The sequence below is a fragment of the Bacillus cereus group sp. BfR-BA-01492 genome (assembly GCF_022662815.1).
GTDB lineage: Bacteria > Bacillota > Bacilli > Bacillales > Bacillaceae_G > Bacillus_A > Bacillus_A cereus_BD.
Genome location: NZ_JAKUEH010000016.1, coordinates 26,487 through 40,223, shown reverse-complemented (window position 1 = coordinate 40,223; position 13,737 = coordinate 26,487). Strand labels below are relative to the sequence as shown.

Below are 13,737 nucleotides of genomic sequence, written 5' to 3'. Positions count from 1 at the left end.
AGATTCATCTTAAGGACTAGGATATATAGTAAATAGCTCCCCCTTTGAAACTTGAACTATCTATATCACTAACCTATAACGATGGAATCTTTGTTCCTATTAATAGACTTCCATTTTTATTGTTTTCACCTTGTCCTAAAAAGCAGATTTCTTTATTTCTATACACACTACCATAGTATAATGTGTTTAGCCAAATTTAACAACAAAGAGGCTGCACTCCTAAAGCAGATTATATCATGAGCGAACGTGATTTTTTATACAACGATTTTATAATTATTTTATCATTCAGAATTTTCTTAGTAAACCTCTTTTAAAATGAAGCAAAAGAAGCTACCAATCGGCAGCTTCTTTTTTATCACATAAATTCAGCAACAAGCTCATCAAACATTTTTTGATCCATTTGCAAATCAGCTTGCACTAACGGCTGTTCACCATATCCTTGTACAAGATCTTGATAAGAAGGTTGTTCTGTATTTTGATAAATAAGTCCTGTTACTAAACCTTTGTTTTCCATCAATGTTTGCATTGCTAGCATGCGATTTGATGGATCATATCCTTCTACAGTACTTAGTTTTGTTAAATTTTCTTTAAACCAATCATACGTATTTACTTTATTATACGTTACACATGGACTAAATACATTAATTAAAGAAAAACCTTTATGCTTTATACCAGCTTCAATGAGCTGTGTTAATTCTTTTAGATCACTCGAAAAGCTTTGTGCCACAAAAGTTGCACCAGCTGTTAATGCCATTTCCATTACAGATAATGCCGGCTCGATTGAACCTTGTGGTGTACTTTTCGTTTTAAAGCCTGCCTCACTGCGTGGTGAAGTTTGCCCTTTTGTTAATCCATAAATTTGGTTATCCATGACAATATACGTAATGTCAATATTACGACGAATAGAATGGATTGTATGCCCCATTCCAATCGCAAAACCATCACCATCACCACCTGATGCGATAACAGTTAAATCACGGTTTGCCATTTTCACTCCTTGCGCAATTGGAAGCGCACGCCCATGAATACTGTGGACACCATAGGAATTAATATAACCGGAAATACGGCCGGAACAACCAATACCAGAGATTACGGCTAATTCATCTGGATTTAAGCCAACGTTTGCTGCCGCACGTTGAATCGCAGCTTGCACCGAGAAGTCTCCGCAACCTGGGCACCAGTTTGGTTTAACACTGTTACGAAAATCCTTAAATGTTGCCATTTAGTACAACCCCTTTTTTGCATTCGTTGTAAATTTCTTTTGGTAAGAACGGATTTCCATCATACTTTAATAGACTAGAAATCTTCTCACCATTTCCAAGGTTCATTTTCATAATGTTAGCAAGCTGAGCAGTTGCATTGTTTTCTACCACTACAACACGTTTTGCATCTTTCACTAATGGAAGCATTTCATCTGTTGGGAACGGATGAATTAAACGAACATGAGCATGGTTTACTTTTAACCCCTCTTGTTCTAAACGCTCCATCGCTTCTTCAATTGCGCCGCGAGTTGAGTTAAAACCAACTAATAACACATCCGCTTCATCGTGCTTAACATTTTTATAAACAGGGGTCTTGAACTTCAAGTTCTTCATTTTACGAAGACGTTTGTCCATTTGTTCCTTACGATTTAAAGCTGATTCAGATGGCTTACCCGTTTCATCATGTTCTACACCTGTTACATGGTGAACACCATTTTTCATACCTGGTAGAACACGTGGCGAAATACCATCTTCGGTTACTTCGTAGCGCTTGAAATACGCTTTATTTTCACGCTCTGGTAACTCAGCTTGTAAATCAAGCTTACCGCGGCGAATTTCGACTTTCTCTAATTGCAGTGGTTCCACCGTTTGTTTTCCTAAAGAAAGTTGTAAATCAGTTAAGAAAATAACAGGAACTTGATATTCCTCAGCTAGGTTAAATGCTTCTACAATATCATAAAACGCTTCTTCTACCGTACTTGGTGCCATTACAATTTTCGGAATTTCACCATGTGTTCCGTAAATCATTGCCATTAAATCTGATTGTTCTTGTTTTGTTGGTAAACCTGTACTTGGACCACCGCGCTGTGTATCTACAATAACAAGAGGTGTTTCTGTAATACCCGCTAAACCAATTGCTTCCATCATAAGAGATAGACCTGGACCCGCAGATGCAGTTAGCGTACGTACACCAGCATAGTTTGCACCAATCGCCATCGTACAAGCAGCAATCTCATCCTCAGTTTGAATAACCGTTCCTCCTACTTTTGGAAGCTTTTTAATTAAGTATTCCATAATTTCAGAAGCAGGGGTAATTGGATACGCAGACATAAAGCGGGCACCACCAGCTAATGCTCCAAATGCGATTGCATCATTTCCAATCATAAACATACGTTTTTTTCCATCAGCTTTTTCAAGCTGCATCATGTTTACTTTTTCACCAAGTAATTCTTTCATATATTGAGAGCCGCGCTTAATTGCCTCCATGTTCTTTTGAACAACTTGCTCTCCTTTTCGGCCGAAGATTTCATCAACAACCTCTAAATAAACTGTTTCATCTAATCCCAATATCGCACTAGATGCTCCGACAGCAACCATGTTTTTCATTAATGATGTACCTAATTCTGAAGCAATATCTGTAAACGGTATCACATATAGATTTATATCTGCATTTTCAGGGATAGTTGGATTAAACTTCGCATCTGCAACAACAATTCCACCTGGACGTAGCTCATGGAAATTAAAATCAATTGTTTCCTGGTCAAATGCAATTAAAATATCTAAGTCATCTGATATCGCGCGTACTTCCGTTGTACTTACGCGAATTTTATTATTTGTATGACCGCCTTTAATTCGTGATGAGAAGTGGCGGTAACCGTATAGATAATATCCTAATCGGTTTAATGCAATACAGAAGATTTCTCCTGTACTTTCAATTCCTTCACCTTGTTGTCCTCCAACTTTCCATGAAAGTTGACTAATCATCTCCTACACCCCTTTTGGCTGCATTCATTGTAGTGTATTTTTTTACAGTATTAGTTTAGCACTTTTTATACAAATAAACTACAATGTACACAAATTATACCTCTTCTGATTTCCCTGAATCTTTCGCATAATCTTAATTCGTCTACCATTCTAGCCCTACTATCCAAAAAAATCAATCATTTGTTTTCAATTTACATAAATATTCAGACTCATCAGAATGAAAGTGTTTTTTTATCCTTTAAAATGAAATACGATCAACAAAATTCTCATATAAAAATCTTTCTACATCTGTTTCACTATATCGTTTACAAAGTTCATTTATTACCTGTTCATAACTTCGATATGCTTCTATTCCTACGACCATGTTTGTAATTCCGTCAAAGTCTGAACCGAACCCGATATTTTTCTCTCCCCCGATCGAACATATATGTTCGATATGACGCAGTATATCGTCTATATATGCAGGCCGATGGTTCACTAAAAATTCCGGAACAAAATTGATACCAATAACAGCATTCTTTTGAATGAGCGCACGTATTTGTTCATCTTTTAAATTGCGTGGGTGCTGACAAAATTTATAGCAATTCGAATGTGATGCAATCGGATACTCAGCGATTTCCATCATATCCCAAAATCCTTCTTCATTTAAATGAGAAACATCTGTCCACAACCGAAATGTATTAAGCTCTTGTACAACTCTTTTCCCAAACGAAGTTAATCCGGCTCTTCTTGTTTCTAACGCTCCATCAGCTAATAAATTGGCATAGTTCCATGTCAAACCGACAGAACGCACTCCTAAGCGATGAAATAAACGTAATTTCATCATATCATTCCCGATCACTTCACATCCTTCTAATGTTAATATAGCTCCAATTTCATGTTTTAACAGCCGGTCGATATCCTCTTTTGTTTGTATAAACTGTATACCTGGCATGGATAAAATTTTATTATAAAATAAATCTATCATCGTTAAGGCAACTTGAAAACGTTCTTCATATGGTACAGTTTCTGGTACATATATTGCAAAACATTGTATGCTCCCTTTTCTCTGTTGTAACTGTTCAAAAGTAATATGTAACTTCGGGTCATTTTGAAAATCCTTTTCACCTTTTGCTTTCCACAATTTAAATAAAACATCACAATGCGCGTCAAAAACTTTCAATTCGCGCCCCCCTTTTTCATAAAAACAACCTGTTTGCACACATGCAAACAGGTTGTTCAAACTTAACGAGGTTCTACAATTAATTTTATCGCTGTACGTTCTTCACCATCAATCATAATATCTGTAAAAGCTGGAATGCAAATTAAATCTAAGCCACTAGGCGCTACAAATCCTCTTGCAATTGCTACTGCCTTTACGGCTTGATTCAATGCACCTGCACCAATAGCTTGGATTTCTGCTGTTCCGCGTTCGCGAATCACCCCAGCAAGTGCACCGGCTACAGAGTTAGGGACCGAAGTTGCTTTAACTTTTAATATTTCCATTCCTCGTTTCCTCCTCGTTTCTTATAAAAGTATTAGCGATTATTTCACTTTAACTTATATTCACGAGGAATGAGGCGTATTCCTGCTAAATTCTTATAATTTTTCTAAAAAATTAAAATATAATGTTTTTTCTAATTTTTTAAGAGGATTATTCAAAAAACGGCTGATCATCATTAATTAATATACGTTCAATCTTTTTGGCCTTCCCTGTATTTGGATCGACATCAATTAATACCGCGCTTAGTTGTGTTCTCCCTTTTGTTACTTCAAAGCGAACAGGTAAGTTCGTTAAGAATTTTTTCAAGACTGCTTCGCGATCCATACCTAAAATGCCATCATACGGACCTGTCATACCAACATCCGTAATATACGCTGTTCCACTTGGCAAAATACGGTTATCGGCTGTTGGAACATGTGTATGTGTTCCTACTACGGCTGTTGCACGACCGTCTACGTACCAACCAAGCGCTTGTTTTTCACTTGTTGTTTCAGCATGGAAATCAATAAAGATAATATTGGTACGTTTTTTCGCAATTGCAATCAATTCATCTACTTTTCGGAATGGACAATCAATTGGCGGTAAAAACGTGCGCCCTTGTAAATTAATAATCGCTACTTCTGTTCCATTGCAGTTGACAAAAATCAAACCATTTCCAGGCGTTCCTTCTGGAAAGTTAGCTGGTCTCACTAAATACTTGGCTTTATCAATAAATTCAAATATCTCACGATTATCCCAAGCATGATTTCCAAGCGTAACAGCTTGCGCACCACACTCTAGAAAGTTTCGATATATTTTTTCTGTAATACCGCGACCACCTGCTGCGTTTTCTCCATTAATAATCGTTACTGTCGGTGTATACTTTTTCTTTAATGCTGGTACATATTGTTGAATCATACCTCTACCAGGAGAACCTACTACATCTCCTACAAATAATATTCTCATGTCTACTACCCTTTCTATGTACTACTTTTTATTACATCTTGTAATCGAACCATTTCGCTCACTTTACATGGAGTTTTACTCCATATGCCCCTATCAATCGGGCTTTTATAGGCAGTTCTACCGATACATTGTAAGCGGTATCCTCTTGCTACTGGAAGTTTTACTTTATCTTACCCAATTCCAAACCAAAAAAATAAAGTGGTGTTTCACCACTTTATTTTGCATATTCCACTGCACGTGTTTCACGAATCACTGTTACTTTAATATGACCTGGATAATCTAGTTCATTTTCAATACGTTTTCGAATATCACGCGCTAAACGATGAGATTCTAAATCATCGATTGTATCTGGTTTTACCAGAATACGAACTTCGCGACCTGCTTGAATTGCAAAAGATTTCTCTACGCCTTCATAAGACTCAGAAATTTCCTCTAGCTTCTCAAGTCGACGAATGTAGTTTTCAAGTGTTTCACTACGAGCTCCTGGTCTTGCAGCTGATAATGCATCGGCTGCTGCAACTAAAACTGCAATGATAGAAGTTGGTTCTGTATCACCATGGTGAGAGGCGATACTGTTTATAACAACAGGGTGCTCTTTATATTTCGTTGCGAGTTCAACACCAATTTCAACGTGACTGCCTTCCACTTCATGATCGATTGCTTTACCGATATCATGAAGTAAACCAGCACGTCTTGCTAGTTTTTCATCCTCGCCCAGTTCTGCTGCCATAAGTCCTGTTAAGTAAGCTACTTCCATAGAGTGCTTCAGCACGTTTTGTCCATAACTTGTACGGTATTTCAAGCGACCCAAAATTTTAATTAAATCTGGGTGTAATCCGTGGATACCAACTTCAAATGTTGTTTGTTCTCCTACTTCACGAATATATTCATCCACTTCACGTCTTGATTTTTCAACCATTTCTTCAATACGAGCTGGGTGAATACGTCCATCCTGTACGAGCTTATCAAGAGCGATACGAGCTGTTTCACGACGAATTGGGTCAAATCCTGATAAAATTACTGCCTCAGGTGTATCATCAATAATAAGGTCGATACCTGTTAAGGTTTCTAACGTACGAATATTACGACCTTCACGCCCAATAATACGTCCCTTCATTTCGTCATTTGGAAGATTTACAACCGAAACGGTTGTTTCAGCAACATGATCAGCTGCACATCTTTGCATTGCTAAAGATAAAATCTCTTTTGCTTTCTTATCAGCTTCTTCTTTCGCACGAACTTCACTCTCTTTTACCATCGCGGCAATTTCATGAGAAAGTTCGTTTTCCACTTTCCCTAAAATGATTGATTTCGCCTGTTCGCGTGTCAGATTGGAAATGCGCTCTAATTCCGTTTGTTGCTTTTGAACTAACTCTCCCACTTTGCTTTCCAACTCTTCAATCTGCTGTTGTCTCGCTACAAGAGATTCCTCTTTCTTTTCTAACATCTGCTCACGTTTATCGAGCGTTTCGTCTTTACGATCAAGGTTCTCTTCTTTTTGCATTAAACGATTTTCTTGTTTTTGTAATTCGCTTCTACGGTCACGAATTTCTAATTCAGCTTCTGTACGAAGTGTATGAATTTCATCCTTTGCTTCTAAAAGCGCTTCTTTCTTAAGTGCCTCTGCTTCGCGATTCGCATCGTCTAAAATACGCTTCGCTTCATTAGCTGCACCATTAATCTTCGCTTCTGCAATAGACTTTCGAACAAAAAAGCCAACAACTGCACCGACTGTTGCAAGCAAAATGGAGATGAGTATCCAAACTGTATTACTCATGATTTCACCTCCTCTTGCTATGAATGAAAAAAGACTGTCGGCATGTACATCGAATTGCAACGTACAGCAAAGACTGTCGTCCCAATTTTTTAAGGGACTTTCTTCATTTCACAATTAAAATGTCATATTATTATTTCGGCAAGATTGAGATCTTACTCCGAATATTACTTCTCTTCTTGAGAAGAGTGTATCGTATATAAGAAAAAATATACATTCTCATTGTATCTATCGCATTTTTCGTTGTCAAGCGTTGTCTACTTTTACTTTCTTTACCTTTAACATTCAAATGTTCCGTAAACAAAAAGAAAATGTAGCACTATCTTTATAAATAATCTATATATATACCTAATATGTATAAAAAATAGTGAGACACCACCTGCTGAAAGCGCTGCTTACAAAATAAAATTTTACTCAGTGGCGTTTTCCCCATCTTCCACTCATTATGTTGTGCTTTTGCGGGCACTTCGAAAATACCGGATACATTTATAAAAAAAAGACACGAAATCGTGTCTTTTTAATCAAGATTTGTGCTTTCTTCCATATTTTCAGGAGCAGAATCTTCACCAATTCCATGATGCTCACGAATAAAGAATGCAATTTCGTCTCTTATATCTGGATTTTCTTTTAAGAATTGTTTTGCATTTTCGCGTCCTTGTCCTAAACGCTCTTCATTATAGGCATACCAAGCACCACTTTTCTGAACGATATCCAGTTCAGAAGCCATATCTAAAATTTCGCCTTCTCTTGAAATACCTTCTCCGTACATAATGTCCACTTCTGCTACGCGGAATGGCGGTGCTACTTTATTTTTTACTACTTTTACTTTCGTTTTATTACCAACAATTTCATTACCTTGCTTTAATTGTTCGGCACGGCGTACTTCAAGACGTACTGTTGAATAGAATTTTAATGCACGACCACCTGGAGTTGTCTCTGGGTTCCCGAACATAACCCCAACTTTTTCACGAATTTGGTTAATAAAGATTGCAATTGTTTTTGACTTATTAATTGCACCTGAAAGTTTACGAAGTGCTTGTGACATTAAACGTGCTTGTAAACCGACGTGAGAGTCACCCATTTCTCCTTCAATCTCCGCTTTTGGTACAAGGGCAGCTACAGAGTCGATTACGATAATATCAATTGCACCGCTTCGTACTAATGCTTCGGCAATTTCTAATCCTTGCTCCCCTGTATCAGGCTGTGATAATAGTAATTCGTCGATGTTAACCCCTAATTTCTGTGCATATACAGGATCCATCGCATGCTCCGCATCAATAAATGCCGCTTGTCCACCTTGACGTTGCACTTCTGCAATCGCGTGTAATGAAACTGTCGTTTTCCCTGAGCTTTCAGGCCCGTAAATTTCAATAATACGACCGCGTGGATAACCACCAACCCCTAGCGCTACATCAAGCGCTAACGAACCGCTTGGTACTGTTGAAACCTTGCGTTCAGCTTGCTCTCCCAATTTCATAATGGAACCTTTACCGAATTGCTTCTCTATTTGTTTTAACGCCATATCTAACGCTGCTTGACGATCACTCATTCAAATTCCTCCTTAACTCAATTGCTAATCTTATTATACCTATTTTTATTTTAATTTGCCAACAAAAATCGAACATTTATTCGATTTTTTTATTTCCAGTTTATAAAAACGCATTTTTACCATAAAAAAGCTAGAAGAAACTCACATCTCTTCTAGCTTTTTGTATAAATGATAAAATCCATATTTCACAGTACGTTCACGAATTTGCTGACGGCTCCCACTTAAATGAAGCGGAAAAACTATTGTCGGTTCATCTTTTATTGCTAAACCGATAAATACAGTTCCAGGTTCTTTATTTTCTGAAGCAGCTGGCCCTGCGACCCCCGTAAAACTAATGCCAATATCCGATTTTAAAAGTAATTTTACATTTTCAGCAAGATAACGCGCACATTCTTCACTCACCGCACCTGCCGTTTGTAAAGTTTCTTCAGGAACGTGCAAAATATGCTGTTTTACATCATTGTGATAGCAAATTATGCCACCTTTCAAAATAGAAGACACACCAGCATTTTCCGTTATTTGATTACCAAAAAGGCCACCTGTTAAACTTTCAGCACAGGCTAGAGTGAAACCTTTTTTCTTCAATAACTCAATTGCCTTATAGTGAAGGAAATCTTGATTATAGCCGTAAAAAAACTCGCCTACTCTTTCTAAGATTACATGTTCTACTTGCTGAATTAATGCCTCCGCTTGCTCTACATTCTGATGTTTTGCAGTTAACCGCAACGTTACCTCTCCATCAGAAGCTAGCGGTGCAATTGTCGGATTCGTTTGGTTGTCAATTAAATCTTGTACTTTTACTTCTAACTGAGATTCGCCAATACCGAAAAAACGAAGGACACGAGAATAAATACGTTCACCAGTTGTTACATTACGTAAGAACGGATCTACATAGCTATTATACATTGGTTGCATTTCTTTCGGTGGACCTGGCAATAAAATATACACTTTTTCATTTTTATGTAATCCCATACCAGGCGCCATACCGTGATTATTTGCAAATACAGTTGAACCCTTTAAAACGAGTGCTTGTTTTATATTATTCTCTGTGAACTCACGACCCGTTCGATTAAAATATTCACGAATCGATGTTAATGCCGCTTCATCATAAACAAGGTCTTCCTTAACAATAGACGCGATTGTTTCTTTCGTTAAATCATCTTTTGTTGGTCCGAGTCCGCCAGTAAAAATCAATATATTTGCACGTTTTTCAGCTGTACGAATAGCCTCTTGTAGCCGTTGTTTATTATCACCTACTACAGTATGATAATAAACATTTATTCCAATAGAAGCTAATTTTTCAGATAAAAACTTCGCATTTGTATTTGTAATTTGCCCCAGTAATAATTCTGTTCCAACCGCAATAATTTCGGCATTCATTCCGATTCCCCCATAAACTGCTATTTTGAATTGACAAACACAGCTCTATTTTTCCAAAAGTAATCAAACCCAGAAATAACTGTAAAGATCAATGCAATCCATATAAAAATATCAGCAACTGGAATATGGATTAAATTTAATGGCACATCATGTAATAAATATGCTGAAATTGCAATAATTTGTGTCCACGTCTTGATTTTCCCTAACATATTAGCTGCAACAACTTCTCCAGTACCAGCTAATACAAGTCGTAAGCCTGTAACTGCAAATTCACGACTAATAATAACAATTACAATCCACGCTGGTACATATTGCATTTCAACTAATGTAATAAGCGCCGCTGAAACAAGCAATTTATCAGCTAATGGATCCAGGAATTTCCCTAAATTTGTAACAAGATTATATTTTCTTGCTAAATGCCCATCAATCCAGTCAGTAGCTGATGCAATAATAAAAATAAGCGCCCCGATTAAATGTTGAATTGGTAAATCTACGTTTCCAATTGTATATGAACCCCAGTCAAAAGGCGCAATCATAATGACTAAAAAAATTGGAATTAAGCAGATTCGAGATATCGTAATTTTATTTGGTAAGTTCACAACTATTCCTCCATCATGTCACAAACATTTGTTCATTGAAAAAAGTCATCGAAGCGATGACTATTATTGTGCAGGTTGTTCTCCCCCTAAGTTTTTAATCACCATTCTTTGGTGCAATGCCTCTTCAGCATTTAAACCGTAATTCACAACTTTTCCATTTACTTTAACTTCTGTATTCAGTGCATTACCGATATTTAATCGCACTTCTTTTTTCTCTGTTAAATTTTGTGGAACAGTTTGACCTGCATCTAATGTCCCTTTATAAATTTCATTACCATTTTCGTCTTTAATATCCACATAAGTCGTTCCCTTAGCAGAGATTTCTAGTTGTAGTTCCTTATTATTAATTTCATACGTAGATACTTTCTCTTTTGTGCCAACTAGCTTTATCTCATCTTGCCCTGTCGGTGGTTGCTGTGCTTGTTGCTCAGCCTTCTTTTGCTCTTCTTTTTTTGTTTCATCCTGTTTTGCTTTTTCTTGTTTCAGTTCTTCCGCTTTTTCATCTTTTTTCTCATCTAACGGAGAATCCTTTGCTTTTTGCACTTCAATTTGTTCACTTTTGTTTTGTGCTACTGCACCATCATCTTTTGCAGTTACCCATTGGAAAACAAGCCAAATCACTACTCCTAACGCAATTACCAATAGTGCAATTAAGATTTTCGGCATATGATCTGCAATTGGAAGCGATGTTGCCTTTTGGATTGTCTCCTGTGTTTTTTGACCAGTTGATACTTGTGGTACATCATGAGATTCAGATTGTGGTATTGTACTTTGATATTCTACAAGCAATTCCTCTCCGTTTAACCCAACAGCATCCGCATATTGTTTAATAAATGCACGCGCATAAAAAGCTCCCGGTAATATGCTGTAGTCGCCCTCTTCAATTGTTACTAAATAACGCTTTTGAATTTTTGTAATCTCATGTAGCTGATCAATAGACAAGCCTTTTGCTTCTCTTGCTTCCTTCAGCTTTTGTCCTAATTCCGTCACTGCTAACACCTCAATATTTCTTTAAAAGTCAAACATAGAGAAATTATTTTGCGTTCCCTGCTCAATTTCATCTACTAAATTATATTGAATTTCTTCATCATAATCGTTACGCAATTCAATAATATAATCAAAATCATCAAGTGTGTATTCTGATTGACTCACAAATACATCTGGATGTTCTACAACTTTTGTTGCGGGCAACCTCATAATTTCACGTACAAGCTGCCAATGTCTTTCATTCGCGCGCTTTGTTGAAACAATCCCATCTAATATAAAAATATTATCGTCGCTATACTCATCTTCAATCAATTGACTACGTACCGTTTGTTTAATAAGGGTAGACGAAACAAACAGCCAACGCTTATTCGCACAAACACTTGCAGCAACAATAGATTCCGTTTTCCCAACGCGAGGCATTCCTCTTATTCCGATAAGTTTATGGCCCTCTTTTTTCATTAATTCTGCCATAAAATCAACAAGTAGCCCTAATTCATCCCGTACAAATCGAAATGTTTTCTTATCATCAGCATCTCGTTGTATGTACCTGCCATGCCTTATCGCTAGCCTGTCCCTGAGTTTTGGCGGACGATATTTCGTTACCGTTATATTATCCATCGTATTTAAAATTGATTCAAGCCTCGAAATTTGCTCTTGATTATCACACATAAGCAAAAGACCGCGCCTTGCATTATCCACACCATTAATTGTGACGATATTAATACCAAGCATACCGATTAACGAAGAAACGTCACCAAGCAAGCCAGGTCGGTTTTTATGTATTTCATATTCAAAATACCATTCAATCATCCAAGATCACTCCCCCCTTGCTTACTTTACACCTACGTACTATATTATATGATTTCATCCCAATAGGGAAGTTAAAAGTACAATGAAATCAATGGATTTTCCACATAAAAAAAAGAGAGGAGAATCTCCTCTCTTTTTTTATTTTTTTTGTACCAACTTTACCATTAGATTTGCAATTGTATGTTGTTCTTGTTCATCTGCCACTTTCCACAGCTCTGCTAATAGTTTTTCTTGATCATTGCGCGCTTCTACTTCATTTGCAAGATAATCCCCAACACGGTATGCCATATCTGAAACAACACCGCCCTCTAGACCTTTTCCTTGCGCCTGCTCTAAACGCTCTCCTAAAAAGCTTTTCCATTGATCAAAGTTATCTAATACTGACATATTAAGCACCTCACTACTATTGAGTATTACAATCATACTTAATTTGCACAGTTTTTTATCTTTTATGTATGTTTTTTAACAATGCCAGCCACCATTTACTCCAATAATTTGTCCTGTTATATAAGAAGCTCCTGGTGATATTAAAAAGGAGACTGTTTTTGCCACCTCTTCCGGGGAACCAATTCGTCCCACCGGAATTTCCTCTGCAATTCCATTTTTATCTTCTTCTGAGAATACACTTAACATTTCTGTCTCAATTGCACCTGGCGCCACTGCATTGACACGAACTCCACTTAAAGCCACTTCTTTCGCTAAAGCTTTTGTATATGCATTTTGTGCACCTTTTACCATAGAATATAACACTTCGCAAGAAGCTCCTATTTGCCCCCAAATTGACGAAATAATGACAACATTACCCTTTCTCCGTTGTATCATTGGTGGCAGTGCAAACGACATAAGTTTATACACACTCTTCACTTGTAATGCAATCATTTCATCAAGTTGTTCATTGGTCACATCAGTAACTAAGCCAAATATACTTTTTCCAGCTGCGTATACAATCGTTTCAATCGGATGATCAATCTGTTCCCACAATTTCTCTACTCCATCTGCACAGGCTAAGTTAGCTTGAACAGGAATAACTTCTCCAATTTGTTTTGCTAACTCCTTTACTTTGTCTTCATTTTTATTGTAGTGCATATATACTGTATACCCATCTTCTATTAACTGCTTTGAAATTGCAAAGCCAATTCCTCCGCTTCCTCCAGTCACTAACGCATATTTCTTCATCTCTTAATCCTTTCTTCGAAGACATCTATTCATACTCTTCATTATAAATACCCCTCTTTACTTTTTAA

13 protein-coding genes are annotated in these 13,737 nt (G+C 37.1%); all 13 read right to left on the bottom strand.

Annotated elements, in window-relative coordinates:
- Positions 1-355 precede the first annotated feature (355 nt).
- Positions 356-1,222 carry a 2-oxoacid:ferredoxin oxidoreductase subunit beta gene (locus tag MR063_RS17370; protein ID WP_242200296.1) on the bottom strand — a complete coding sequence of 289 codons (867 nt, stop codon included), beginning with the start codon at positions 1,220-1,222 and terminating at the stop codon, positions 356-358.
- Entirely contained in the window at positions 1,209-2,966 is a 1,758-nt protein-coding gene (locus tag MR063_RS17365; RefSeq protein WP_242200293.1) for a 2-oxoacid:acceptor oxidoreductase subunit alpha, read from the bottom strand. The genes MR063_RS17370 and MR063_RS17365 overlap by 14 nt, the downstream gene beginning before the upstream one ends.
- 238 nt (positions 2,967-3,204) lie before the next feature.
- Entirely contained in the window at positions 3,205-4,128 is a 924-nt protein-coding gene (locus MR063_RS17360; protein ID WP_242200288.1) for a dipeptidase, read from the bottom strand.
- Positions 4,129-4,190: 62 nt separating this feature from the next.
- A complete protein-coding gene (spoVS, locus tag MR063_RS17355; RefSeq protein ID WP_000404341.1) occupies positions 4,191-4,451 on the bottom strand; it encodes a stage V sporulation protein SpoVS in 261 nt (86 codons plus the stop codon).
- 148 nt (positions 4,452-4,599) lie between these two features.
- Positions 4,600-5,394, bottom strand: coding sequence for a TIGR00282 family metallophosphoesterase (locus tag MR063_RS17350; RefSeq protein ID WP_012094869.1), 795 nt, complete (start codon positions 5,392-5,394; stop codon positions 4,600-4,602).
- A 214-nt stretch (positions 5,395-5,608) separates the two neighbouring features.
- Complete coding sequence (rny, locus tag MR063_RS17345; protein WP_242144581.1) at positions 5,609-7,171, bottom strand: ribonuclease Y; 1,563 nt, start codon at positions 7,169-7,171, stop codon at positions 5,609-5,611.
- Positions 7,172-7,685: 514 nt separating this feature from the next.
- On the bottom strand, positions 7,686-8,717 hold the full coding sequence (gene recA, locus MR063_RS17340) for a recombinase RecA (protein ID WP_242200281.1): 1,032 nt from the start codon (positions 8,715-8,717) through the stop codon (positions 7,686-7,688).
- Between the two features lie 141 nt (positions 8,718-8,858).
- Positions 8,859-10,097 carry a competence/damage-inducible protein A gene (locus tag MR063_RS17335; RefSeq protein ID WP_242200268.1) on the bottom strand — a complete coding sequence of 413 codons (1,239 nt, stop codon included), beginning with the start codon at positions 10,095-10,097 and terminating at the stop codon, positions 8,859-8,861.
- 20 nt (positions 10,098-10,117) lie between these two features.
- Positions 10,118-10,696 carry a CDP-diacylglycerol--glycerol-3-phosphate 3-phosphatidyltransferase gene (gene pgsA / locus MR063_RS17330; protein ID WP_242200260.1) on the bottom strand — a complete coding sequence of 193 codons (579 nt, stop codon included), beginning with the start codon at positions 10,694-10,696 and terminating at the stop codon, positions 10,118-10,120.
- Positions 10,697-10,759: 63 nt separating this feature from the next.
- Positions 10,760-11,686 carry a helix-turn-helix domain-containing protein gene (locus tag MR063_RS17325; protein ID WP_242200379.1) on the bottom strand — a complete coding sequence of 309 codons (927 nt, stop codon included), beginning with the start codon at positions 11,684-11,686 and terminating at the stop codon, positions 10,760-10,762.
- Between the two features lie 21 nt (positions 11,687-11,707).
- Positions 11,708-12,493 (bottom strand): DUF3388 domain-containing protein, encoded by a 786-nt coding sequence (locus tag MR063_RS17320; protein ID WP_242144577.1) that lies wholly within the window; start codon positions 12,491-12,493, stop codon positions 11,708-11,710.
- Between the two features lie 138 nt (positions 12,494-12,631).
- Positions 12,632-12,880: a DUF3243 domain-containing protein gene (locus tag MR063_RS17315; protein ID WP_242144576.1), complete on the bottom strand. Its 249-nt coding sequence runs from the start codon at positions 12,878-12,880 to the stop codon at positions 12,632-12,634.
- Positions 12,881-12,955: 75 nt separating this feature from the next.
- Positions 12,956-13,669, bottom strand: a complete 714-nt coding sequence (gene ymfI, locus MR063_RS17310) for an elongation factor P 5-aminopentanone reductase (RefSeq protein ID WP_242200257.1) — start codon at positions 13,667-13,669, stop codon at positions 12,956-12,958.
- Positions 13,670-13,737 lie beyond the last annotated feature (68 nt).

Bases quoted from the DNA above. Each gene is read 5' to 3' on its own strand.
- MR063_RS17370 (WP_242200296.1), bottom strand. From the start codon at position 1,222: ATGGCAACATTTAAGGATTTTCGTAACAGTGTTAAACCAAACTGGTGC.
- MR063_RS17365 (WP_242200293.1), bottom strand. From the start codon at position 2,966: ATGATTAGTCAACTTTCATGGAAAGTTGGAGGACAACAAGGTGAAGGA.
- spoVS (WP_000404341.1), bottom strand. From the start codon at position 4,451: ATGGAAATATTAAAAGTTAAAGCAACTTCGGTCCCTAACTCTGTAGCC.
- MR063_RS17350 (WP_012094869.1), bottom strand. From the start codon at position 5,394: ATGAGAATATTATTTGTAGGAGATGTAGTAGGTTCTCCTGGTAGAGGT.
- rny (WP_242144581.1), bottom strand. From the start codon at position 7,171: ATGAGTAATACAGTTTGGATACTCATCTCCATTTTGCTTGCAACAGTC.
- recA (WP_242200281.1), bottom strand. From the start codon at position 8,717: ATGAGTGATCGTCAAGCAGCGTTAGATATGGCGTTAAAACAAATAGAG.
- MR063_RS17335 (WP_242200268.1), bottom strand. From the start codon at position 10,097: ATGAATGCCGAAATTATTGCGGTTGGAACAGAATTATTACTGGGGCAA.
- MR063_RS17320 (WP_242144577.1), bottom strand. From the start codon at position 12,493: ATGATTGAATGGTATTTTGAATATGAAATACATAAAAACCGACCTGGC.
- MR063_RS17315 (WP_242144576.1), bottom strand. From the start codon at position 12,880: ATGTCAGTATTAGATAACTTTGATCAATGGAAAAGCTTTTTAGGAGAG.
- ymfI (WP_242200257.1), bottom strand. From the start codon at position 13,669: ATGAAGAAATATGCGTTAGTGACTGGAGGAAGCGGAGGAATTGGCTTT.